Below are 22,995 nucleotides of genomic sequence, written 5' to 3' on the forward strand. Positions count from 1 at the left end.
GGGTTCCTGTAGTTTCGGACGGCTTATTCCGACGCGGCCTGACCTGCCGGCGGCGCGTCGTTCGCAGGCGCAGGCTTGCGCGTCCGGCGCGGCGCAGCGGCGGCACGCGGGGCCCGACGGGGCGCCGGCGCGGGGGTATCCTCGGCAGCGGGAGTTTCGCTGGCCGCGGCCTCGGCGGGCGCCTGCTCGACCCGGTTCTCGGGCAACTCTACCGGACCGCTATCCTCGTCGCGCTCGCGCGCAGCGGGCAGGGCGGCCTCGGCGACATCAGCGGGCGCGGCACTGCGCGCGGCCCAGCCCTGCCAAGGCAGTTCGCCCTCGGCAGTATCGGCCGGGTGATTGCTGGTCTGACGCGACTCCTCGCGGGTGTCGTTCGGGCGCGCCACGTCCTCGCGACGGTCGTCCTGGCGCAGATCGTCCTGGCGGGATTCGCTCGCGCGGTAGTCGTCCCGGCGCGGCTGCTCATCGCGGCGCTGATCGTCGCGGCGTGGCTGGCGGTTGCGGTCCTGCCGATCGTTACGGTCCTGACGGTCGCTGCGGTCTTGGCGGTCGTTGCGATCCCGGTCCTGCCGCTCGCCGCGGTCATCGTCACGGCGTTGGGAATTTTGTTGCTGATGGTTCTGTTGGGGCTGCGGGGCGTCGCTATCGTCGTCGCGCTGCGGGCCGCCGTTGCCGGCGTAAGGCTGCTGCTGTTGACGTTCGGCCTGCTCGCGCATCGCCTCGCCCAGCATCCGCGTGTAGTGCTCGGCATGCTGGAAAAAACTCTGCTCCGCTACGCGGTCGTTGCTCAGTTGGGCATCACGCGCCAGCGCGAGATATTTCTCGATGATCTGCTGGGGGGTGCCACGTACCTTGCCTTCGGGACCGGAACTGTCGAAGACACGGTTGACGACATTGCCCAGCGTACGCTGGCGGTTCGACTTGTTGCGCGAACGGGACTTGGATGATCTCATATGCTCGTCAATTCAGGTCAGGTCCAGCCGGGAATGGTCTGGAGGTTCGGGTCCGCGCGGATGATGCAAGGCGATCCGGGTTCAACCCCCCGGCCATCCTGGGCACACGTTTCGGCAGACCCGTGCGGCGGGCGAATACGCCCCCGTCACGTGACCGAGTAAACACGCCGGCGGCGCGCTGGCAAGCGGGAATCTTGCCGCAGAGGCGGAAAAACGCCCGCCTAGGCTGGCAAAACGGCGCTTATCACCCGGTCCCGACCGTCCAGATCCTTGAGCGTGGCGATCTGAACCAGACCCGCTTCCGCGAACAGCTTTCCGACCGCATTTGTCTGCGTTGGGCCAATCTCGACCAGCAAGCGGCCACCTCCGGTCAGATGCGCCGCCGCCCCCCCGGCAATCGCGCGGTAGGCGCCGAGGCCGTCGCCTCCATCGGTCAGGGCCATCGCCGGCTCCCATAGGCGAACCTCGGGCGAGAGCCCGGGCATTTCATCGGCGGCGATGTAAGGCGGGTTCGAGATGATCAGATCGAAGTGACCGTTTATTGCGTCGAACCAATCCGCCTCGATCAGTCGAGCGCGGTCGGTCAGTCCCAGCGCCTGCGCATTGCTGCGCGCCACCGCCAGCGCGGCAGCCGAGCGGTCGGTGCCAAGCCCTGTTGCGTCGGTTTGTTCGGCCAGCAGCGTCAGCAGGATCACCCCGGTCCCGGTGCCGAGGTCCAGAAGGCGCGAAAACGGCGCCTCCAGCGCGGCGGCGATCAGGGTTTCCGTCTCCGGACGGGGGTCGAGTGTGTCTTGCGTCACGCGAAACGACCGGCCCCAGAACAGCCGCTGGCCGATGATCTGGGCCACCGGGCGACGCGCCAGCCGCGCGCTGAGCGCGGCATCGAGGCGGGCCGCCGCCTCCAGCGGCAAAGGGTCGCGCGCCAGCAGCGTCAGCCGCCCGGAATCGCAGCCTAGCGCGTGGGCCATCAGCCGCCGGGCATCGCCGGGCGCGTCCGGGATCGCAGCCTCGGTCAGGTCTGCGGTAATACGCCGCAGGGCATCGGCGACGGTGTAGGGCGGCAGGGTCATGGTGCGAGAGACATCCCCAGGAGCGGGCCAGGGCCGTTGCGGATTAAGAGGAAGCGCGAGCAGAACAGCGTGAGGATAGGCCAGGCGAACGTGCCCCGCCGCATGCAAGGCTTAGCCGCGCGCCATTTCGCGCTTCAGCTTTTCCATCTTGCGGGTAATCATCTGCCGCTTCATCGGGCCGATGTGGTCGATGAACAACTTGCCGTTCAGGTGGTCGATCTCGTGCTGCACGCAGGTCGCCCACAGCCCGTCGAACTCGCGCTCATGCGTGGCACCATCGAGGCCGGTCCAGCGCACGCGGACCTCCGCCGGGCGGGTCACCTCGGCGTAGTGGTCCGGGATCGACAGGCAGCCCTCCTCATAGACGTTCTGGGCCTCGGACGACCATTCGACCTGCGGATCGATCAGGACCATGGGCTGGCGCTCGGCCGTGGGGTCCTTGGTGCAGTCCATGACCAGCAGGCGCGACAGCACGCCGACCTGCGGCGCTGCAAGACCAATGCCGGGGGCGTCATACATGGTGGCCAGCATGTCGGCGGCCAGCGCATCGATATCGGGGGTCACGCGGCCGACCTCGGCGCAGGTCTTGCGCAGGCGCAGGTCGGGATGCAGCAGGATAGAGCGCAGATTCATGGCGGTGATCTAGGCCAGCCATTTCCCTTCTGCAACGACCCCGCTAACCTCCGGCCCTGTCGGCCCTGCGCGTTGGGCCGGACAGATGCGTGCTGGGAGGACAGGATGGCGCAACCGGATTTCGACGAGATCATCGAGCGGCGTGGCTCGCTCTGCTCCAAATGGGACGACATGAAGTCCTATTATCCGGTCCCCGACCAGAACGCGCTGGCGATGTGGGTCGCCGACATGGACTTTCGCCCGCCGGCCGCCGTGACGGCGGCGCTTCGGGACACCATCGACCACGGCATCTTTGGCTATCCGGGCGCGAATACGCCCTATCTCGACTCGATCCGCTGGTGGATGGCCAACCGCCACGGCTGGGACATCCCGCGCGAGGCGATTCTGTCGGCGCACGGGCTGGTGAACGGTACCGCCCTTGCCGTCCAAGCCTTTACCGAGCCGGATGACGCGGTGATCCTGACCACCCCGGTCTATCACGCCTTCGCCCGCATCATCAAAGCCTCGGGCCGCACGGTCACCGAACTGCCGCTGGCCAACGACGATGGCCGCTACAATTTCGACTGGCCGGCGTGGGAGAGCGTGCTAACGGGACGCGAGCGCATGTTCATCCTGTGCTCACCGCACAACCCGGGCGGTCGGGTCTGGTCCAAGGCCGAACTGCGCGAGGTCGCCGATTTCTGCCGCGCCCATGACCTGATCCTTGTCAGCGACGAAATTCACCATGACCTGGTGCTGCCCGGCAGCCCGGCGCATCACGTCACCGCGACGGTCGCGCCGGACATCGCCGACCGGCTGGTCACGCTGACCGCGGCGACCAAGACGTTTAACATCGCCGGCGCGCACATCGGCAACGCGATCATCACCGATCCCGACCTGCGGGCCCGCTATGCGGCACAGATGATGGCACTGGGCATCTCGCCGGGCCTGTTCGGCCTGCCGATGGTGACCGCCGCCTACTCGCCCGAAGGCGCGGCATGGGTCGATGCCCTCAACGCCTATCTCGACGGTAACCGACAGCTGTTCGACGCCGGGGTCGATGCGATCCCCGGCGTTTCCTCGATGCCGCTGCAGGCGACCTACCTCGCCTGGGTCGACCTGTCGGGCACCGGCATGTCGCCCGAGGAATTCAACGCCCGGATCGAGCGTCAGGCCGGCATCGCCGCCAACCACGGCAGCAGCTTCGGCGCGGGCGGCGAGAGCTTCGTGCGCTTCAACCTCGCGACGCCCCGCGCCCGCGTGGCCGAGGCGGTCGAGCGGCTGCAGGCAGCCTTTGCCGATCTGCAGTGATCGTCCTGGCGGTCATCGCCATGTGGCTGCTGCTGGCGTTCTGGCAGGGCCTTGTCGATCTGCCCGGCGATCTCAAGGACTGGTTGCCGGATCTGCGTCCGCCGGAAATCAGCGTGCCCTCGGGCCCGCTGAAGGGCACGGTCGACCGAATCGTGATCGACAAGTCCGACCGGATGCTGATCGCGGTACAGGACGGCAAGCCGGCCCGCGTCTATACCGTGGCGCTGGGCAAGTCGCCTGAGGGCGACAAGCAGCGCCAGGGCGATGGCCGCACGCCCGAAGGCATCTACCACGTCGATCGCCGCAACGACCGCAGCCAGTTCCACCTGTCCCTTGGCATCGACTATCCCAAGCCCGACGAGCGGGCGCGCGCCAAGGCCGCGGGCATCGATCCGGGCGGCGATATCTTCATCCACGGCCAGCCCAATGGCCGCGTCGCCCCGGGGTATCGAATCACGACCGACTGGACCGACGGCTGCGTGGCCCTGTCCGACGGCGAGATCGAAGAGCTGTTCGCCGCCACCCCTGTCGGCACGGAAGTCGAGATCCGGCCATGACCACGCCCTCAGACGCCGCACGCCAGCATTTCAGCACCGGGGGCGCCGATTACGCCACCTTTCGCCCGCGCTGGCCGCGCGCCATGGCCGAAGCTTTGGCGGCGGCGGCGCCCAAACGCAGCCTTGCCGTCGATGTCGGCTGCGGCAGCGGCCAGTTGACGACGCAACTCGGGCCGCTGTTCGATTGCGTCCTCGGCTTTGATGTCTCACCCGACCAGCTGGCGGCAGCCGAACCAGCGGCCGGCGTAATCTACGCGGCAGCGGCGGCCGAGGCGCTGCCGGTGTGCGACGGCACGGCGGCGCTGATCACCGTCGCGCAGGCGGCCCACTGGCTCGACCTGCCGCGCTTTTACGCCGAGGCCGTGCGCATCGCCCGCCCCGGCGCGCTGCTGGCCCTGGCAAGCTATGGCCCGGCCGAGGTGGATGGCCCCCTCGCCCCGGCCTTTGCCCGCCTGCGCGACGTCGTCGCCGGCCATTGGCCGGCTGAGCGTATCCATGTCGAGACAGGCTATCGCGACCTGCCCTTCCCCTTCCCGCCCGTCGATCTGCCACGGCTGGCGATCGAGGTCTGCTGGCCCGCCGAGCAGTTGTCCGGCTATGTCGAGACCTGGTCCGGCACTCGCCGGGCCCGCGCCGCCGGTGACGGCGCCGGCATCGACGCCTTTGCCGCCGCAGTCCGCGCGGCCGCGGGCAGCGAGGTGCACCTGCGATTTCCGATTGCGGTCAGGGCCGGCCGGATCGGCTGAGGCCTCGGTCCCCCATTTTAATCCCGGTTGCGACAGCGGCGGTCATTCCCTCAACGCGGCTTCCATGGCAAAACCGCGTCATGAGCGACGCGCTGCCAGACTGCCCCCCGCCCCCGACATCCGGCGCCGTTCGGCCCGTCGTGCAATATCCCGACCCCGCGTTGCGCCAAGTCTGTGTCGGCCTGCCGGATGATCCGGAAGCGCTCGCGCTGGACATGCTCGCCACCATGTATGCTGCGCCGGGCCGTGGCCTCGCCGCGCCGCAACTCGGTTTGCCGTGGCGGATGTTCGTCATGGATGTCGACTGGAAGTCCGGTAGCCCGGCACCGTTGATCGCCCTCGACCCCGCGCTCAGCGATCCCTCGGCCGAGACCGTGACCCGGTCCGAGGGCTGCCTGTCAATCGCCGACCACCCGGTCCTCGTGACCCGCCCGGCCGAGGTGACGCTGCACTGGACCGACCTCGCCGGCAACCGCCGCAGTCAGCGCCTCACCGGCGTTGCCGCCACCTGCGCTCAGCACGAATACGACCATCTGGACGGAATCCTGATCCTCGATCACGAGCGCCCCGAGGATGCCGAAGCATGATCCGCCCCGTGCTGCCCTATGACGATCCGCGCCTGCGCCGCCCGGCCGAGCCGGTGGCCGAGGTCACCGAAACCGTGCGCATGATCTGGGATGACATGATCGACACGATGGAGGCGATGCCCGGAGTGGGCCTCGCCGCGCCGCAGATCGGGATCATGCTGCGCCTTGCGGTGGTAGATGCCAGCGAAAAGCGCGGGCAAGCGGTACGCATGGCCAACCCCGAGGTGCTGCACGCCAGCATCCACAGCCGCGCTCATGACGAGGCGAGCCCGCATTTGCCCGGCGTCTCGGCCCGGATCGAGCGGCCGCGCGCAGTCACCGTGCGGTTCCTCAACGATCAGGGCGAGGTCGAGGAGCGCGATTTCGTCAGTCTCTGGGCGACCAGCGTCCAGCACCAGATCGACCATCTGAATGGCAAGTTGTATGTCGATCACCTGTCCCCCCTGCGGCGCAAGATGCTGGTGGCCCGCTCGGCCAAACTGGGCCGCAAGTGAAGGGGCGCCGCCGCGAGGATCGCTTGGGGGACACCGTATGCGAGTGATCGTCATGGGAACGCCCGATTTCACCGTCCCTGCCCTGCGCGCCCTCGCCGCCCGGCATGACGTCGTCTGCGTCTATTCCCAGCCGGCGCGCCCGGCGGGCCGAGGACAGGTGCCACGACCCTCGCCCGTCGCACGCGCGGCGGAGGCGCTTGGGATCGAGGTGCGCACCCCGGCCAAGCTGCGCGACGCCCCGGCGCAGGCTGAATTCGCCGCACTGGGCGCAGATGTCGCGGTGGTCGCGGCCTATGGCCTGATCCTGCCGCAAGCGATCCTCGACGCCCCGCGTCTCGGGTGCCTGAACATCCACGCCTCGCTGCTGCCGCGTTGGCGCGGCGCCGCACCGATCCACCGCGCGATCCTTGCCGGCGATGCCGAGACCGGGGTCGCCATCATGCAGATGGAGGCCGGCCTCGATACCGGCCCGGTGCTGGCCGAGGCGCGCACCACAATCTGTCCGCAGGACACCACCGCCGATCTGCATGATCGGCTTTCGGCCATGGGGGCGGAATTGATCGTCGATGTACTGGATCGCCTGCCCCTGCCGGCAGTGCCGCAACCTGCCGAGGGCGTCACCTATGCAGCCAAGATCGACAAGGCCGAGGCGCGGATCGACTGGTCCCGTCCGGCGGCCGAGGTGGACCGGCTGATCCGCGGCCTGTCGCCCTTCCCTGGCGCCTGGACCATGGCGGGAGGCGAGCGGCTCAAGCTGCTGCGCTCGCGCGTCGTACCCGGCAGCGGTGCGCCCGGGACGATGCTGGATGGCCTGAAAATCGCCTGTGGCACCGGTGCCATCGAGGTGCTGGAGGCGCAGCGCGAGGGCAAGCGCGCCACGCTCGCGGCCGAGGTCCTGCGCGGCTGGGCCACGCCCGGGGTCCTGCAATGAGCGGCCCTCGCACCCGCCACGGCCACGACGCCGGCGATGGGCATGAGGGGCATGGCCATGACGGCCACCCCCATGGTGCTTCGGGTCACGACGCTCGTGCCGAGCCCGGACCCGGATATGCTCATGTGGGCGACGCCCATGGCACCGGATGCGCCCGTGACGGCCATACCCATGGCTCCGCAACAGGCGGTGATCCGCACGACCACGGGCATGGCCACGGCCACGATCATCACGGCCACAGCCACGCCCCGCGCGTGACCGCGGCGAACGAGCGGCGGCTGGCCATCATCCTCGCTCTGACCGCCAGCTACGCGCTGGTGCAGGCAATTGGCGGCTGGCTGTCGGGATCGCTCGCGCTGGTGGCGGATGCGGGGCACATGATCTCGGACTCCGCTGCGCTGCTGCTGGCGCTGATGGCCTATCGGCTGGCGGCGCGGCGCGCGGACGGGCGGCGGACCTACGGTTTTCACCGGGTGCGGGTGCTGGCGGCGCTTGCCAATGGCGTCGCCCTGCTGGTCCTGGTTGCCTGGATTGCATGGGAGGCCATCGCCCGCCTGCGCCACCCGGCCGAGGTCATGGCCGGGCCGATGCTGGCCGTGGCGGTGGTCGGGCTGATAGTCAACATCATCGGGGCCGTGGTTCTATCGCGCGGCGAGGGCCACGACGCCAACCTGCGCGGGGCCTATCTGCATGTGCTGGGTGATCTGCTGGGCAGCGTCGGCGCCATCGCCGCTGCCATCGGCATCATGCTGACCGGGCGCTTGTGGCTGGACCCGGCGCTGTCGGTGCTGGTGGCGGTGCTGGTCCTGCGCTCGGCCTGGGGCCTGGTGCGCGATGCGATCGATGTCCTGCTGCAGGCGACCCCGCGCGGGGTCGACGCCGCCTCGGCCGAGGCCGAGGTCGCGACGTTGGGCGGTGTGGCCGAGGCGGGGCATTTCCACGCCTGGACGCTGACAGACGAGCAGAGCATTGCCACGATCCATGTCTGCCCGGATGGGTCAGTCGATCCGTTGCAACTGCCACAGATCGTCACCGCGCATCTGCGCCAGCGCTACAGCATCGATCACGTGACGGTCCAGGTTGACCCGCCCGGCCGGATCGCCGCGGTGGATCACTGAACTCTAAACCGGCCGGGCGAGCACCTCGGCCAGCGTCCTCGGCTGCCGTCCGATCAGTGCACCCAACGTCGAGTCTGTTGCCGCGAAATCGCCCGCGCGCGCGGCGCGATAAAGCCCCAGCATAACGTCGATCACCCGGTCAGAAACGCCAAGCCCGCGCAGCCGGGCCTGCAACGCATCATCGGGAATGGCCTTCCAGACCACCGGACTGCCGCGCAGGCCGGTCAGCACTCGCGCGATGTCGGCGAAGTCCAGCGCCTCGGCGGCGGTCAGCGGCGGTGTGGGGCCGTCAAACCGGCCTTCGTCCAGCAGCACGGCGGCGGCGGCATCGGCCAGATCGGCATGGGCGGTCCAGCACACCTTGCCGTCCTGCGGCGTCTCGATCAGATCGCCCGGCACGGTCTGCAGGATCGCCTGCACGGTGCTGGCGTAAAAGCCATTCCGCAACGCCGTCCAGCGCAGGCCGGAGCGCGCCAGCAGCGCCTCGGTCGCGGCATGGCCGCGCATCGGCGCAAAGGCCGAGGTTGCGCTGGCGCCCATATGGCTGGTGTAGACGATGCGCTCCACCCCTGCGGCCATTGCGGCCGCGATCGCGTCCCGATGCTGCGCCACGGCATCGCCACCCTGTGCCTCGGCGTTCGAGGATACCAGCAGCAATTGGCGCGCACCCTCGAATGCCGGGCCCAGCGAGTCGGGCTCGGCGAAATCGCCGAACCGCACGCGCACCCCGCGTTCGGCCAAGTCAGTGGCGGCCAGCGGATCGCGCGCGCTGACACCGATCTGTTCGGCCGGCATCCGCGCCAGCAGCGCGGCGACGATGCCCCCGCCCAGCCGCCCGGTCGCGCCGGTGACCACGATCATGCCGCTGGTCCCTCGACCGGGATCATGGTGCCCTGCATGAGGGCAACGGACTTGCCGCCCGAAGTCACCTCGGCCGTGACGACGACGATTCGCTTGCCTGCACGCATGACCCGGCCCTCGGCCCGCAGCAGCCCCCGCGCCGGGGCGAGCATGTTGATCTTCATCTCGATGGTCAGAACATCGGTGCCCGGCGGCATCAGCGTCAGCGCGGCATAGCCGGCGGCCGAATCGCCAATGGCGAAGGTCAGCGCGCCATGGGCAAATCCCTGCTGCTGGGCCAGATGCGGCGCCGCCTCGGCCTGAATGACCACCCGGCCGGGCTCGACCTCCTCCATCGTCGCGCCAAGGGTGGTCATCATCGACTGCCGCGCAAAACTGGCGCGGATGGGGGCGGGGTCGAAATCACTCATCGAACAGCGCCCCTTGCGCGGTTTTCGGCGCGTCCAGCCCGAGGTGCCGCCAGCCTCCCTGCGCCAGCATGCGCCCGCGGGGCGTGCGCTGGATCAGTCCCTGTTGCAGCAGATAGGGTTCGGTCACTTCCTCGATGCTGTCGCGGCTTTCGGACAGCGCGGCGGACAGCGTCTCGATTCCGACCGGGCCGCCGCCATAATGCTCGGCCATCAGCGTCATGTAGCGCCGGTCGGCGGCGTCGAGGCCCAGATGATCCACCCCCAACCGGGTCAGCGCCCGGTCGGCAATGGCGCGGGTCAGCGTGCCGTCGCCCTCAACCAACGCAAAGTCCACCACCCGCCGCAGCAGACGGCCAGCGATGCGCGGGGTGCCGCGCGCGCGGCGCGCGATCTCCAGCGTACCTTCGGGCGCGGCGGGCACGCCGAGCAGACGCGCGCCCCGGCTGACGATCATGTCAAGCTCGGGGATGGTGTAGAATTGCAGACGCGTCGGGATGCCAAAGCGGTCGCGCAGCGGGGTGGTCAGCAGGCCCATCCGCGTGGTCGCCCCGACCAGCGTAAAGGGCTGCAGCTCGATCCGCAGGGTGCGCGCCGCCGGCCCTTCGCCGATGACCAGGTCCAGCTCGAAATCCTCCATCGCCGGATACAGGATCTCCTCGACCGCCGGGTTCATGCGGTGGATCTCGTCGATGAAAAGGACGTCCCGCGCCTCAAGGTTGGTCAGGATTGCCGCCAGATCGCCGGCGCGGGCAAGGACCGGGCCAGAGGTCATGCGGAAGCTGACCCCAAGCTCGCGCGCCATGATTTGCGCGAGCGTCGTCTTGCCGAGGCCGGGAGGGCCGTGAAACAGGGTGTGGTCCATCGCCTTGCCGCGCCGCCGGGCGGATTCGATGAACACCTTCAGGTTGGCGCGCACCTCGGCCTGACCGATGAACTCGTCCAGGTTCTGCGGTCGCAGCGCGCGATCTTCGCTGTCGGTCTCGAGTGGCTCGGGGGAAAGGACCGGGTTCAGCATGGGCGGCAGGGTGTCCCCCCCAGGATGGCGCTATCGACCTGTCCGCAAGGCGCACATCCCGCCCGATCCGAGAGCTTAGCGGGCATCACCTGCCCACCCGCGGAAAGCCGCTGATGCCTTGCGCCGGCAAATCCATCGCCTCCAGCCGCGCGATCCGCTTTTCCACCGGGGGATGGGTCGCAAAGAGGCCGCGCAGGCCGCCGGTCAGGGGATTGATGATGAACATCGCGGCCGAGGCCGGGTTGCGCTCAGCCGCGAGGTTGGGCACCTGCCCGGCGGCCGAGGCAATGCTGGCCAGCGCGCCGGCCAGCGGGCGCGCCTGCCCGGCAATTTCCGCGCCCTCGCGATCCGCCTCGAACTCGCGCGTGCGGGAAATGGCCATCTGCACCAGCCCCGCGACGAGCGGGGCCACCAGCATCGCCAGCAGCCCCCCGCCGCGATTGTTGCGCGAGAACATCGCCATGTTGCCCAGCATCGAGATCGCGCCGGCCATGGTCGCGGTCACCGTCATGGTCAGCGTGTCATGGTTGCGCACATGCGCCAACTCATGGGCGATCACCCCCGCCAATTGGTCGCGCGGCAGCAGGCGCACCAGCCCGGCCGTCACGGCGAGGGCCGCATTGGCCGGGTTGCGGCCGGTGGCAAAGGCGTTCGGCTGGTCCGTCGGAAGCAGGTAGACGCGCGGCATCGGCAGGCCGGCGTTGTCGGCCAGCTCCCGGACCAAGGCCAGCAGATCGCCGCCGCTCTCGGGCGTCAGTTCGACCGCATCGTTCTGGCGCAGCATGGCCTTGTCGCTGTTCCACCAGGCCCAGAGGTTCGTGGCGCCTGCAAAGAGCAGCGCAAACATCATCCCGCCGCGGCCGCCCAACAGCGCGCCAAGGCCCATCAACAGCGCCGTCATCACGGCCATCAGGATGAAGGTGCGCGCGTTTCCCATGACTATTCCTTTGGTGCCAGCAGCCGCAGGGCGGCGCGGATCAACGCCGCGGTCGCGGCCTCGGGTTCCGCCTGGGCGGCCTCGGCCACCGCCGCGGCGGCCTCAGACGGACCATAACCCAGATTGGACAATGCCGACAGCGCCTCGGCCGAAGCATTGGCGTTCCCTTTCGGGGCAGGCGTGGTGCGCGGGGGCGTCGCAGGCGCGGGACCGTCAGCCTCGATCACCGGTGCGCCCAGATCGACCGTCAGCGCGCCGCCCATGGCCATGACCTGTGGCGCCTTGTCCCGCAACTCCAGCACCAGCCGCTGCGCCAGCTTGGGGCCGATGCCCGGCGCCTTGCGCACCGCCGCCCAGTCGCCCAGCGCGATGGCCCGGCCCAGCCCCTCGGCCCCGAGCGTGCCGAGGATCGCCAGCGAGGCCTTTGACCCGATCCCCTGGACCGAGGTCAGCAGACGGTGCCATTCCTTTTCCAGCAGCGAGGCAAAGCCGAACAGCTGCAACAGATCCTCGCGCACCAGCAGATCGGTATAAAGCGCGGTCGCCTCGCCCACGCGCGGCAGGCTTGCAGCGGTGCGCTCGCTGACATGCACGATATAGCCGACGCCGCGCACGTCGATCAGCACGTGATCGGCGGCACGGTGCAAGATGATCCCGGCGATGCGGCCGATCATGCGACCACCTTGATGCGTAGTGCGCGGCCCTGCAGGTGGTGGGCGTGGCAGATTGCGATGGCCAGCGCATCGGCCGCGTCCGGTCCGGCCAGCACGATCCCCGGCAGCTGAAAGCGGACCATATGCTCGATCTGACCCTTTTGCGCGTGGCCGACGCCGACCACCGCCTTTTTCACGGCGTTGGGGGCATATTCCCCGACCGCAAGGCCGGCTTCGGCCGGGGCGAGCATGGCGATGCCGCGCGCCTGCCCCAGCTTCAGCGTGCCGGTTGCGTCCTTGTTGACAAAGGTCTGCTCGACGGCCGCCGCGTCGGGCGCATGGGCGGCAATGACGGCGCAGAGGCCGCGATACAGCGTGACCAGCCGCGCCCCCAGATCGCCCGCCTCGGACCGGATCACGCCATTGGCAATGTGGGTCAGCCGCGGGCCATCGACCGCGATCACCCCCCAGCCCATGTTCCGCAAGCCAGGGTCGATCCCCAAGACGCGCATCTGCTGCCCCCAACTGGTCTTGTTTTGCCGTAGGCTAGCACGAAGCGTGAACATTTGGGTAGGGGTCAGCGGCAGGCGCGGACGCCCCCAACCGTTCTGCCTCAGATCAGCCCGGCAAATTCCATCGCCGCGTCGATCCGGCCCTTGGTCTCCTCCGTCAGAGCGACCAGCGGCAGGCGGACGCGCGGATTGCAGCGGTCAATGCGGCTGAGGGCATATTTCACCCCGACCAGCCCCGGTTCGAGGAAGATCGCGACATGCAGCGGCATCAGCCGGTCCTGCAGCGCCAGGGCGGCAGCGTAATCGCCGCGCAAGGTCGCCTCCTGGAACTCGGCGCAGAGGCGCGGCGCGACATTGGCGGTGACGCTGATACAACCGACGCCCCCGTGGGCGTTAAAGCCCAGCGCGGTTCCGTCCTCGCCCGACAGCTGGACGAAATCCGGACCGCAGCTCATGCGCTGGCACGACACCCGCTCCAGCTTGCCCGTGGCATCCTTGACACCGATGATGCGCGGCAGCCGGGCCAGTTCGCCCATCGTGTCGGGCATCATGTCGACGACACTGCGGCCGGGGATGTTGTAGATGATGATCGGCAGATCGCTGGCGTCGTGCAGCGCGGTGAAATGCGCGATCAAGCCTGCCTGCGTCGGCTTGTTGTAATAGGGCGTGACGACCAGCGCGGCGTCGGCACCGACCTCCTGCGCGTACTGGATCAGCGAGATGCCCTCGCGCGTGCTGTTCGAGCCGGCGCCGGCGATCACCGGCACACGCCCGGCGGCGATGCGAACCACCTCGGCGATGACCAGCCGATGCTCGTCATGGGTCAGGGTCGGGCTCTCGCCGGTGGTGCCCACCGGGACAAGGCCGTGGCTGCCCTCGGCGATCTGCCATTCGACCAGCGCCTCGAGGCATTTGAGGTCCAGCTCTCCGTCCTCGGTGAACGGGGTGACGAGGGCGGGAAGCGAACCCTTGAACATGACGCTGGCTCCGTTTGGCGTACGGGTTTCCCTAGACCCCGACGCGGCCCTTGCCAAGCCGCGCAGTCGCGCGGGCTGGTGAAGATGTGAGTTGCCCCCGGCCTGCCGCCGCCCGACAATGACCCGATGCGCTCGCTTGGCCTCAGATCCGCCGGACTTGCCTGCGGGCTTGCCGTGATCCTTGGTGCCGCCGCCCCGCCGGCGGCGCGGGCCGAGGATGCGGTGGCGCTGCGCCGTGCGATGGCTGATATCGCCGCCCGCGATTGGGCAGGGGCGCAGGACGCGGCCCGCGCGTCGGGGCCGCTGGCGGCCGACATCGTCGCTTGGCACCAGCTGCGCGCGGGGCGGGGCAGCCTGGCCGAATATACCGACTTCATGCACCGCCACCCCAACTGGCCTGGCCTCGCACTGATGCGCGAGCGGGCCGAGGCGGCGGCCATCCCTGCCACCGCGCCTGCGGCCGAGGTGCTGGCATGGTTCGGCGAGGACGCGCCCCTGACCGGGACCGGAATGCGGCGCCTGATCGCCGCGCTCAGCGCCGCGAAGGGCCGCGAGGCTGCCGGCGCGCGGCTCGCCGCGCTCTGGGCCAGCGGCGCGGGCGCCCTGTCGCCTCAGGACGAGTCTGCCCTGCTGGCGGAATGGGGGGCGGTGCTGGCCGCGCAGAACAAGGCCCGCGCCGCCGCCCTGCTGGATCGTGGCGAATGGCAGGCCGCGCGGCGGATGCTGCCGCGCCTGACCGGTGACGACCGCGCGCTCGCCACGCTGCGCGCCGACCTGCAGGCAGGCACGGTGCCGAACCTCGCCCTGCGGCTGACCCAACTGCCGCGCTGGGCACGCGAGGACGCCGGCCTTGCGCTGGACCATTTCCGCGCCGCGGTGAAAGCCAAGGACCGCGCCGAGGCCGAGGCGCTGATGCTGGCGCAGTCCACCTCTGCCGAGGCGTTGCGTGATCCGGCACTATGGGCGCGGGTCCGCGCCGATTATGCGCGTGCCGCACTGCGCGCCGGCGATCCGAAGCGCGCGCAACAGTTGGCATCGGGCCACTGGCTGAAAACAGATGATCCGTTGTGGACCGATCTGGAATGGCTGGCTGGGTATGCTGCTTATCGCGCCGGCGACTGGCCAGCGGCCGCGGCGCGGTTCCAAGCTCTGGGCGCCGGCTCTGCCGCCGCAATCACCCAGTCGCGCGCGCTCTATTGGCAATCACTGACCGCGGCGCGTAGGGGCGACCAGCCGGGCGCCGACGCGTTGATGCGGCGGGCGGCGACCCATCAGACGACATGGTATGGCCAACTCGCGGCCGAGGCGGCGGGCGTGCCGATGGACCCGCAGCTGGTCGGGGGCGGCCCTTCCGCGCTGCCCAACTGGCGCGCCAGCGCGGTGCTGCGCGACGATCGCGTGCAGGCGGCGATCTGGCTGATGCTGGCCCGCCAGCCGGACCTTGCCCAGCGGTTCCTGTTGCAGGTCAGCGAGACCGCCTCGGCCGAGGACATCGGCCGCCTCGCGCGCCTGATGGCCGAGTTTCGCCAGACCCACCATTCCCTGCGCCTGGCCAAGGTGGCCGCGCAAAAGGGCGCGGTTTATCCTGCCGCGCTGTTCCCGCTGACGGGGCTGGAGGCCGATGACCTGGGCATCCCGCCCGAACTGGCTCTGGCGATTGCCCGGCGCGAATCCGAGTTCAACCCGCGTGCAGCCTCGGGCGTCGGGGCGCGCGGGCTGATGCAGGTCATGCCCGCCACCGCGCGCGAGATTGCGGTCGAGGTCGGCTTGCCCTTCGATCTCGACCAGCTGTCGCGCAACCCGGACTACAACGCCCTTTATGGTGCGACCTATCTGGCGCGGCTGCGCGCCCGCTATGGCCCATCGATCGCATTGGTCGCGGCGGGCTATAACGCCGGACCCGGGCGTTCGGCACAGTGGTTGAAATCGCTGGGCGAGATCCGCTCCGGCGCCGATCCGGTGGAATGGGTCGAGGCGATCCCCTTTGACGAGACCCGCAACTACGTGATGCGCGTGGCCGAGGCGCTGCCGATCTATCGCGCCCGGATCGCGGGCGCGCCGGTGCCGCTGACCCCGACCGAGGACCTGACCGGCGGCGGCGTGGTCAGCATCCCCATCCCCCGCCCGATCCTGACGTTGACCGCCTCGCTGCCCCCGCCGCCAAACCCGCGCGGCGTGATCTGGGCCGCGCGCGAGGCGGTGATGGGCGATCCGGCGGCCCCCGCGGCAGCTGGCGCTGCTGAGGGTGGGGCGGTCGAGGCTGCCGCCCCGACTACTGCTGAACCAGCGGCTTCGGCTGCCGCTACTCCCGCTGCGCCTGCCCCACCGGCTTCTGCTTCGGCTGCTGCCCCGGCGACCACCGGTTCGACGGCTTCTGTCCAGTCAGTCGCCGCACCGACGGCCTCTGCCGCGACGGCGCCCCCTGTGCCTGTCTCAACCGCCCGGCCTACGCCAGCCGCCCGCGAAACCGGCGCGAGCGTTGCGATGGACGAGCGGCAGGCCGCAACGCCCTCAGCAGCAGACCGCGCCGCGCCGGCCGCCCTGCTGCAGGTGCAGAACCCGAGTGTGAAAACTCTGCCCTCCATCCCGCCGCCGCCCCAGTAGGCGGACGCCCTGCTTCAGATCCAACCGTCAGGAATGCGCGGCGTCGCGGCAAGCAGCTTGCGAGTATAGACGTCTTGCGGGTCGGACAGGACCGCCTCGGTTGGGCCGGCCTCGATGATGCGGCCTTTCTCCATCACCAGCACATGGTCGGTGATCGCGCGGACGACGCCCAGATCGTGGCTGATGAACAGGTAAGACAGCCCATGGCTGGCGCGCAGCGCGGCCAGCAGGTCCAGCACCTGCGCGCGCACGCGCACGTCGAGCGCACTGACCGCCTCGTCCAGCACGATCAGCGCGGGGCGGATGATCAGCGCGCGGGCGATGGCGATGCGTTGGCGCTGTCCGCCAGAAAACTCGTGCACAAAACGCTTTCCGCTATCCGGTGCAATGCCGACTTCGGCCAGCGCGGCGGCGACCCGGGCGCGCCAGTCTGGGGGGCGGCCGGTCAGGTGAAACGGCTCTGCCACCAGCCGTTCGACCCGCCAGCGCGGATCGAAGCTGGCGAAGGGGTCCTGAAATACCACCTGCATCCGCGCCCGCAGCCCTCGCGGCATCTGGTGTCCGGCCGCCACCGGCACCCCGCCCAGCCGGATCTCGCCGCCCTGCAGCGGATCGAGGCCGAGGATCGCGCGGGTCAGGGTGGACTTTCCGCACCCGCTCTCGCCGACGAGGCCGACGGACTGGCCCGCGTTCACCGTCAGGCTGACCCCATCGACCGCGCGCAAGGCGCCGCGCGCCAGCCGGTATTCGCGGACCGCACCCCGCACCTCCAGCAGGGGCACGGCCGGGTCCGGGGCCGCGTGGCGCGCGGGCATGTGGGTCGAGGCGGCAAACAGCGCGCGGGTGTAGGCATGGCTGCGGCGGCGGAACAGCGCCTCGGTCGGACCGGCCTCGACGACGCGCCCCGATTGCATGACAGCCACATGGTCCGCTCGGCCTGCAACCACCGCGAGGTCATGTGTGATCAGCAGCAGGCCCATCCCCTCGTCCCGAACCAGTCCCGCCAGCAGATCGAGGATCTGCGCCTGCGTGGTGACATCAAGCGCGGTGGTCGGCTCGTCGGCGATGAGCAGGTCGGGCCGCAGGGCGATGGCCATGGCAATGGCAACGCGCTGACGCTGGCCGCCCGACAGCTCGTGCGGCCACAGCCCGAGGTGGAAGCGCGGCCCGGGCAGGCCGACCCGGTCGAGCCTGTCGCGGGCCTTGGCCAGCGCCGCCGCGCGCGGCAGGCCGCGGTGCAGGCGCAGCACTTCGGCCACCTGATCGCCGATGGTCATCAGCGGGTTCAGCGCGGTCATCGGCTCCTGAAAGATCATGCCCATACGACGGCCGCGCAGGCGGCAAAGGGTGGCTTCGTCCTGCGCCAGCAGGTCGGTCTCGCCCAGCAGGGCCTGCCCGCGCCGTTCGGCTCCGGGGGGCAGCAGCCCCATGATCGCAAGCGCAGTCATCGACTTGCCGGAGCCACTTTCGCCCACCAGCCCCAGCACCTCGCCACGACGCAGGGCCAGGTCGACCCCGTCCAGCACCGGCCGGCCGCCGATCGCAACGGACAGTCCGCGGATGTCCAGCAGCGGGTCGCCTGACGTCGGCTCGCCGGTCATGCGCTTCGCGCCCGCAGCCGCGGGTCCAGCGCGTCGCGCAGCCCGTCACCCAGCAGGTTCAGACCCAGCACCGTCAGCACGATCACGAGGCCCGGGATCAGCGCCACATGCGGCGCCATCATCGCCATGGTCTGCCCTTCTGCTAGCATCCTGCCCCAACTAGGGGTCGGGGGCTGCGCGCCGAGGCCGACGTAGCTGAGCCCGGCCTCCGCCAGGATCCCGAGGCTGAACTGGATCGTGCCCTGCACGATCAGCAGATTGGCAATGTTGGGCAGGATATGCTCGGCGCTGATGCGGGCGCGGGACTTGCCGGCGACCTCGGCCGCGCGGGTGAAATCCAGCGTCCAAAGCGGCATCGCGCCGCCCCGGGCGACGCGCGCGAACACCGGGATGTTGAAAATGCCGATGGCGATGATCGCGTTGACTGCCGAAGGGCCGAACACCGCAGTGATCAGGATGGCGATCACCAGCGCTGGAAAGGCAAAGATCAGATCGCCGCCGCGCATGATGACCTCGTCTAGCCAGCCGCCGCGATGGGCAGCGGCGGTCAGGCCCAGCGGCACGCCCGCGCCCATGCCGATGCCGACCGCAACCAGCGCCACCGCCAGAGAGGTCCGCGCCCCGGCCATGGCGAGGCTGAGGATGTCCCGCCCCAACTGGTCCGTCCCCAGCCAATGTGCCGCGGACGGGGGCTTCAGCTTGCCGGCGATATCCAGCGCCTCGACCGAATAGGGCGTCCAGACGAACGAGACCAACGCCGCCGCCAGCGCCAGCCCGGCAAGCGCAGCGCCAAGGATCAACCCCCACCTCATGTTCGGCCCCTACGCAGGCGGGGGTCCACAGCGGCGTACGCCAGGTCCGTGAGGAAGGTGATCAGGATGACGGCCGTGACCAGCACCAGTACGGCCGACTGCACCACGATCAGGTCCCGCTGGGTGATCGCCTGAAAGATCAGGCGGCCGAGGCCGGGCAGGTAAAACACGTTCTCGATGATGATGGCGCCGGCCAGCAGAAAGCTGAATTGCAACCCGATGATGGTCAGCGCCGGGATCATGGCGTTGCGCAGCCCGTGCCGGCGCAGCGCCTGCCCGGCGCTGAGGCCCTTGGCCCGCGCGGTGCGGATGTAGTCCTGACCCATCGTTTCGATCAGGGCGCTGCGCAGCACCCGCGCGAGGATCGCGGCCTGCGGCAGCGCCAGCGCAATGGCCGGCAGTAGCAGCGCGCGCAGCGCGGCGAGGGGGTGATCCCAGCCAGGAAAGCCGCCGGCTGGCAGCCAGCGCAGCTTGACCGCAAAAATCAGCACCAGGATCATGGCGAACCAGAAGTTCGGCACCGCGATGCCCAACTGAGTGCCGCCCATGACCGCCACATCCGCTGCCCGGCCGCGACGCGCGGCCGCGATCATGCCAATGGGAAAGGCAATCACCACGGCCAGCGCTAACGCCATCAAAGCGAGTGGCAGGGAGACGACGATACGGTCGGCCAGCAGCGCCGCGACCGGGGTCTTGTAGGTAAAGCTGGTGCCCAGATCGCCTGTCAAGATGCCGCCGATCCATGCCGCGTAGCGCAGTGGCCATGGCTGGTCGAGGCCGAGTTGCGCGCGCAGCGCCGCCAGCGTGTCAGGCTGCGCGCCGGTGCCCAGCATGAAGCTGGCGGGATCGCCAGGCACCAGCGCGACGATGGAAAAAATTGCGACCGATGCCACCAGCAGACTGATGATCAGCGACAGCGCCCGGCGCAGGACATAGCGGCCCATGGCTCAGGGCCGGTCCGTGTTCTGGCCTGCGCGCACCGGCATAGGCATCGGCATCGGCATCGCGAGGCCACCCACGACCCTGGTATCGGGAAAAGCGCAGCGTGAGGTGCCGGAGAGGCCAGTCACAGGACGTCGGCCTTGCCGACCAGCGGCACGTCCTCATGCGCGGGGACAGTGCGGCGCTCGATCATGCGGTGGACGATGGGATCGCCGGTCCCGCGATGCAGCGCGCGCAGCGCGATGGTGACCTCGGCCTCCGACGTTGTGCGACGCAGGTTGTGGCGCACATATTCGTCCCAGGTGGCGATGTGAAAGCTCTCGACCCAGGTCGATGGCTGCTCAATGTCGCGCAACAGGGTCCAGCCGCGCGCGCCATCGCGGCGGCGGATGGCGCGGCGCTGCTGCATCAGGCGCAGAAACTCAGGCACGTCGCCCTGGTTGATCTCGTAATCGACCATGATCAACAGCGGCCCGGAACGGCCTCGCAGGTCGAGGCCCAGCGCCGGGGCGCGAAACTGGTTCAGCGGGTCGAGGTTCGCGGCCCCGAACTCGGGCGCGCGGAACCAAAAGCCGACCAGCGCCCCAGCGAACAAGACGACGGCGGCAGCCAACAGCGAGGTTTGCCAGCCATAGCCATTGGCGATCCAACCCCACAACCAGCTGCCCGCAGCCATGCCGCCGAAGGTCGCGGTCTGGTACAGCGCCAATGCCCGCGCCACGACCCAGCGGGGCGTCGACAGTTGTACGGTCACGTTGAACAGGGACAGCGCAAGGACCCAAGCGGCCCCGGCCGGCAGCAGCGCCAGAGCGTGCAGCCAGACGCTTCCGGTCGTGGCGAGCACCGTCGCCGCCAGCGCAAAGCCGGCAAAGGCGAGGCGAACGATTGTCTCGTTGTCGAAACGCTCGCGCATCGGGGGGTTCAGCACCGCGCCGATGATCGCGCCAAGGCCGTAGCAGCCCAGCAGCAGACCATAGAGCAGCGAGCCGCCCTCGGTGTGCGATTTCGCCACCAGCGGCAAAAGCGCCAGGACCGAGATTGCGGCGAACCCGAACAGCCCGCCCCGGCCGAGGACACGGAGCAGGTTCGGCGACAGGGCGACGTAGCGTAGCCCGGCGCGGACCGCGCTGGGGAATGGCTCGCGCGCAGCGACACTGCGGGCTTGCGCCGGCGGCCGCCAGCGCAGCAGCGTGAAGATCAGCGGCAGGTAGCTGAGCGCGTTAACGGTGAACGAAGCCGCCGCCCCCCAGGCAGCGACGATCAGACCACCCGCCGCCGGACCGACACCGCGCATCAGGTTGAACCCGACCGAGTTCAGCGTCACCGCCGAGGGCAATTCGGCGCGCGGCACCAGATCGCCCATGCTCGCCTGCCAGGGCGGGTTATAGATCGCGGCGCCGACCCCAATCAGAAAGGTCAGCGACAGCAGCAGCCAGGGCGTCAGGCCGCCGGTCCAGCCGATCACCGCCAGCGTGATCGAGGCGAGCAGCATGAAGGCCTGCGCTGCGAGCATCAGGGCCCGGCGGTCGAACAGATCGGCTAGCGCCCCCGCCATCAGCGCAAAGATCATGTAGGGCAGCGTTGTAGAGGCCTGCACCAGCGCAACCAGCGTCGCCGAGGTGGTCAACTGGGTCATCAGCCAGGCGGCGCCGACCCCTTGCACCAGACCGCCGAAGTTGGACAGCACCGACGCGCCCCACAAGGCCCGGTATTCTCGATACCGCAGGGGGTAGAAAACGGAATGGCGCTCGGACACGGCTCACCTGCGTTGGTCGGGCGACGATATGGCGCAGCCCGCCGGTGTGCAACGGCCCAGAACTCCTGTGGCGGACCAAGGCGCTACCGGGGGTGCAATCGTACCAACTCCGCGCCCCTACTATCATCGTGCTTGCGCGTGGGCCGCCGCCCCGGCTAGCTGGCCGCATGGGCCGCGGCGATGGCGTCGCCGCATCTTTCCGGCCCTATAGTCCTGCACGCCGGGAGGTCTTTCGGGGCTCTCCATCCGCCCCGCCCTTTCCTGGGGATCCATGCACATGCCTAACCCATCCACCGCCCGTCCGGAAATGTACCGCTTTCACAACGGCGAAAAGGCAAAGCTGCCCTTTGCTCCGGCGGAGTATGACGCCCGCCTCAAGGGCCTGCGCGAGATCCTCGCCCGCGACGGCCTCGATGCCGCGGTCCTGACCTCGATGCACAACATCGCCTATTATTCGGGGTTTCTCTACTGCAGCTTTGGCCGGCCTTACGGGCTGGTCGTGACGCCCACCGACAGTGTGACCATCAGCGCCGGCATCGACGCGGGCCAGCCGTGGCGGCGCTGCCATGGCGACAACATCACCTACACCGACTGGCAGCGCGACAACTTCTGGCGGGCCATCGCCTCGGTCGCCGGCACCGGCCAGCGCATCGGCGTTGAGGGCGATCACCTGACACTGGTGCAGTCCGCCAAGCTGGACAGCTTCCTCGCCCCGGCCGAGCGCAAATGCATTAGCGATGCTACCATGCGCCAGCGGATGATGAAGTCCCCGGCCGAGATCGCCCTGATCCGGGCCGGCGCAAATGTCGCCGATGTCGGCGGCTATGCCATCCGCGATTCCGTGCGGGCCGGCGTCCGCGAAATCGACGTCGCCATGGCCGGCCGCGACGCGATGGAATCCGAAATCGCGCGGCGCTTTCCCGACGCTGAATACCGCGACACCTGGGTCTGGTTCCAATCCGGGCTGAATACCGACGGCGCCCATAACCCCGTCACGGGTCGCGTGCTCGAGGCGGGCGACATCCTGTCACTGAATACCTTCCCGATGATCTCGGGCTATTACACCGCGCTCGAGCGCACGATGTTCGTCGAGAGCGTGGACGATGCCTCGCTGCGGATCTGGGAGGCGAACATCGGCGCCCACGAATACGGCATGAGCCTGCTGAAGCCGGGCGTCAGTTGCGCCGAGGTGACGCACCTGATCAACGACTGGCTGGAGGAGCGCCAGCTGCTGCAATACCGCACCTTCGGCTATGGCCACAGCTTTGGCGTGCTGTCGCATTTCTATGGCCGCGAGGCCGGGCTGGAACTGCGCGAGGATATCGACACCGTGCTGCAACCGGGCATGGTCATCAGCATGGAGCCGATGCTGACCATCCCCGCGGGCCAACCCGGCGCCGGCGGCTATCGTGAGCACGACATCCTCGTCATCACCGAGGACGGGGCCGAGGACATCACCAGTTATCCTTATGGTCCGGCCGAGAACGTAGTCGGCTGAAATCCCTGATCGCGGTCGCGCAAATGAAAACGGCCCCT

General features: G+C 69.3%; 23 protein-coding genes. 9 read left to right on the top strand and 14 right to left on the bottom strand.

Annotation, left to right across the window (positions count from 1 at the left end; translation table 11 throughout):
* Positions 1-23: 23 nt before the first annotated feature.
* The 3 genes from DRW48_RS01090 to def (DRW48_RS01100) all read right to left on the bottom strand — a co-directional run bounded on the left by DRW48_RS01090 (position 24) and on the right by def (DRW48_RS01100) (position 2,656).
* Positions 24-953 carry a DUF4167 domain-containing protein gene (locus DRW48_RS01090; protein WP_114074800.1) on the bottom strand — a complete coding sequence of 310 codons (930 nt, stop codon included), beginning with the start codon at positions 951-953 and terminating at the stop codon, positions 24-26.
* Positions 954-1,174: 221 nt separating this feature from the next.
* Positions 1,175-2,023 (bottom strand): peptide chain release factor N(5)-glutamine methyltransferase, encoded by an 849-nt coding sequence (gene prmC, locus DRW48_RS01095; RefSeq protein WP_114074801.1) that lies wholly within the window; start codon positions 2,021-2,023, stop codon positions 1,175-1,177.
* Between the two features lie 111 nt (positions 2,024-2,134).
* Entirely contained in the window at positions 2,135-2,656 is a 522-nt protein-coding gene (gene def, locus DRW48_RS01100) for a peptide deformylase (protein WP_114074802.1), read from the bottom strand.
* A 105-nt stretch (positions 2,657-2,761) separates the two neighbouring features.
* Between def (DRW48_RS01100) and DRW48_RS01105 the strand changes: the two genes are divergently transcribed.
* The 7 genes from DRW48_RS01105 to DRW48_RS01135 all read left to right on the top strand — a co-directional run bounded on the left by DRW48_RS01105 (position 2,762) and on the right by DRW48_RS01135 (position 8,379).
* Positions 2,762-3,946: a MalY/PatB family protein gene (locus DRW48_RS01105; RefSeq protein ID WP_114074803.1), complete on the top strand. Its 1,185-nt coding sequence runs from the start codon at positions 2,762-2,764 to the stop codon at positions 3,944-3,946.
* Entirely contained in the window at positions 3,943-4,503 is a 561-nt protein-coding gene (locus DRW48_RS01110) for a L,D-transpeptidase family protein (RefSeq protein WP_241963324.1), read from the top strand. Before DRW48_RS01105 ends, DRW48_RS01110 begins: the two co-directional genes overlap by 4 nt.
* Entirely contained in the window at positions 4,500-5,249 is a 750-nt protein-coding gene (locus tag DRW48_RS01115) for a class I SAM-dependent methyltransferase (RefSeq protein WP_114074804.1), read from the top strand. Before DRW48_RS01110 ends, DRW48_RS01115 begins: the two co-directional genes overlap by 4 nt.
* 80 nt (positions 5,250-5,329) lie before the next feature.
* Positions 5,330-5,836 carry a peptide deformylase gene (locus tag DRW48_RS01120; protein WP_114074805.1) on the top strand — a complete coding sequence of 169 codons (507 nt, stop codon included), beginning with the start codon at positions 5,330-5,332 and terminating at the stop codon, positions 5,834-5,836.
* Positions 5,833-6,330 (top strand): peptide deformylase, encoded by a 498-nt coding sequence (gene def / locus DRW48_RS01125; protein ID WP_114074806.1) that lies wholly within the window; start codon positions 5,833-5,835, stop codon positions 6,328-6,330. Before DRW48_RS01120 ends, def (DRW48_RS01125) begins: the two co-directional genes overlap by 4 nt.
* A gap of 37 nt (positions 6,331-6,367) precedes the next feature.
* Entirely contained in the window at positions 6,368-7,261 is an 894-nt protein-coding gene (gene fmt / locus DRW48_RS01130) for a methionyl-tRNA formyltransferase (protein WP_114074807.1), read from the top strand.
* Positions 7,258-8,379: a cation diffusion facilitator family transporter gene (locus tag DRW48_RS01135; protein WP_114074808.1), complete on the top strand. Its 1,122-nt coding sequence runs from the start codon at positions 7,258-7,260 to the stop codon at positions 8,377-8,379. Before fmt ends, DRW48_RS01135 begins: the two co-directional genes overlap by 4 nt.
* A gap of 3 nt (positions 8,380-8,382) precedes the next feature.
* On the opposite strand, the gene DRW48_RS01140 is transcribed toward DRW48_RS01135, so the two are convergent.
* From DRW48_RS01140 to dapA, 7 genes are all read right to left on the bottom strand, one after another.
* Complete coding sequence (locus DRW48_RS01140; RefSeq protein WP_114074809.1) at positions 8,383-9,240, bottom strand: NAD(P)H-binding protein; 858 nt, start codon at positions 9,238-9,240, stop codon at positions 8,383-8,385.
* Complete coding sequence (locus tag DRW48_RS01145; protein ID WP_114074810.1) at positions 9,237-9,650, bottom strand: PaaI family thioesterase; 414 nt, start codon at positions 9,648-9,650, stop codon at positions 9,237-9,239. Before DRW48_RS01145 ends, DRW48_RS01140 begins: the two co-directional genes overlap by 4 nt.
* The gene (gene ruvB / locus DRW48_RS01150) at positions 9,643-10,665 is read right to left on the bottom strand and encodes a Holliday junction branch migration DNA helicase RuvB (RefSeq protein WP_114074811.1); all 1,023 of its coding nucleotides are present in this window, start codon (positions 10,663-10,665) and stop codon (positions 9,643-9,645) included. Before ruvB ends, DRW48_RS01145 begins: the two co-directional genes overlap by 8 nt.
* 85 nt (positions 10,666-10,750) lie before the next feature.
* On the bottom strand, positions 10,751-11,602 hold the full coding sequence (locus DRW48_RS01155) for a M48 family metalloprotease (RefSeq protein ID WP_114074812.1): 852 nt from the start codon (positions 11,600-11,602) through the stop codon (positions 10,751-10,753).
* A gap of 2 nt (positions 11,603-11,604) precedes the next feature.
* Positions 11,605-12,276 (bottom strand): Holliday junction branch migration protein RuvA, encoded by a 672-nt coding sequence (gene ruvA / locus DRW48_RS01160; RefSeq protein ID WP_114074813.1) that lies wholly within the window; start codon positions 12,274-12,276, stop codon positions 11,605-11,607.
* Positions 12,273-12,767: a crossover junction endodeoxyribonuclease RuvC gene (gene ruvC / locus DRW48_RS01165; protein ID WP_114074814.1), complete on the bottom strand. Its 495-nt coding sequence runs from the start codon at positions 12,765-12,767 to the stop codon at positions 12,273-12,275. The genes ruvA and ruvC overlap by 4 nt, the downstream gene beginning before the upstream one ends.
* A 101-nt stretch (positions 12,768-12,868) precedes the next feature.
* The gene (gene dapA / locus DRW48_RS01170) at positions 12,869-13,744 is read right to left on the bottom strand and encodes a 4-hydroxy-tetrahydrodipicolinate synthase (RefSeq protein ID WP_114074815.1); all 876 of its coding nucleotides are present in this window, start codon (positions 13,742-13,744) and stop codon (positions 12,869-12,871) included.
* 126 nt (positions 13,745-13,870) lie between these two features.
* Here dapA and DRW48_RS01175 point away from each other — a divergent pair, with 126 nt between their 5' ends.
* Complete coding sequence (locus DRW48_RS01175; protein ID WP_114074816.1) at positions 13,871-16,348, top strand: lytic transglycosylase domain-containing protein; 2,478 nt, start codon at positions 13,871-13,873, stop codon at positions 16,346-16,348.
* Between the two features lie 14 nt (positions 16,349-16,362).
* Here the strand turns inward: DRW48_RS01175 and DRW48_RS01180 are convergent, their stop codons facing one another.
* From DRW48_RS01180 to DRW48_RS01195, 4 genes are all read right to left on the bottom strand, one after another.
* Positions 16,363-17,949 (bottom strand): ABC transporter ATP-binding protein, encoded by a 1,587-nt coding sequence (locus tag DRW48_RS01180; protein ID WP_114074817.1) that lies wholly within the window; start codon positions 17,947-17,949, stop codon positions 16,363-16,365.
* Positions 17,946-18,761, bottom strand: coding sequence for an ABC transporter permease (locus DRW48_RS01185; protein WP_114074818.1), 816 nt, complete (start codon positions 18,759-18,761; stop codon positions 17,946-17,948). The genes DRW48_RS01180 and DRW48_RS01185 overlap by 4 nt, the downstream gene beginning before the upstream one ends.
* The gene (locus DRW48_RS01190) at positions 18,758-19,705 is read right to left on the bottom strand and encodes an ABC transporter permease (RefSeq protein ID WP_114074819.1); all 948 of its coding nucleotides are present in this window, start codon (positions 19,703-19,705) and stop codon (positions 18,758-18,760) included. The genes DRW48_RS01185 and DRW48_RS01190 overlap by 4 nt, the downstream gene beginning before the upstream one ends.
* A gap of 122 nt (positions 19,706-19,827) precedes the next feature.
* Entirely contained in the window at positions 19,828-21,459 is a 1,632-nt protein-coding gene (locus DRW48_RS01195; protein ID WP_114074820.1) for an MFS transporter, read from the bottom strand.
* Positions 21,460-21,736: 277 nt separating this feature from the next.
* Between DRW48_RS01195 and DRW48_RS01200 the strand changes: the two genes are divergently transcribed.
* On the top strand, positions 21,737-22,957 hold the full coding sequence (locus DRW48_RS01200) for an aminopeptidase P family protein (protein ID WP_114074821.1): 1,221 nt from the start codon (positions 21,737-21,739) through the stop codon (positions 22,955-22,957).
* Positions 22,958-22,995: the final 38 nt, after the last annotated feature.

Origin of the sequence: Paracoccus suum, assembly GCF_003324675.1 — a bacterium.
GTDB lineage: Bacteria > Pseudomonadota > Alphaproteobacteria > Rhodobacterales > Rhodobacteraceae > Paracoccus > Paracoccus suum.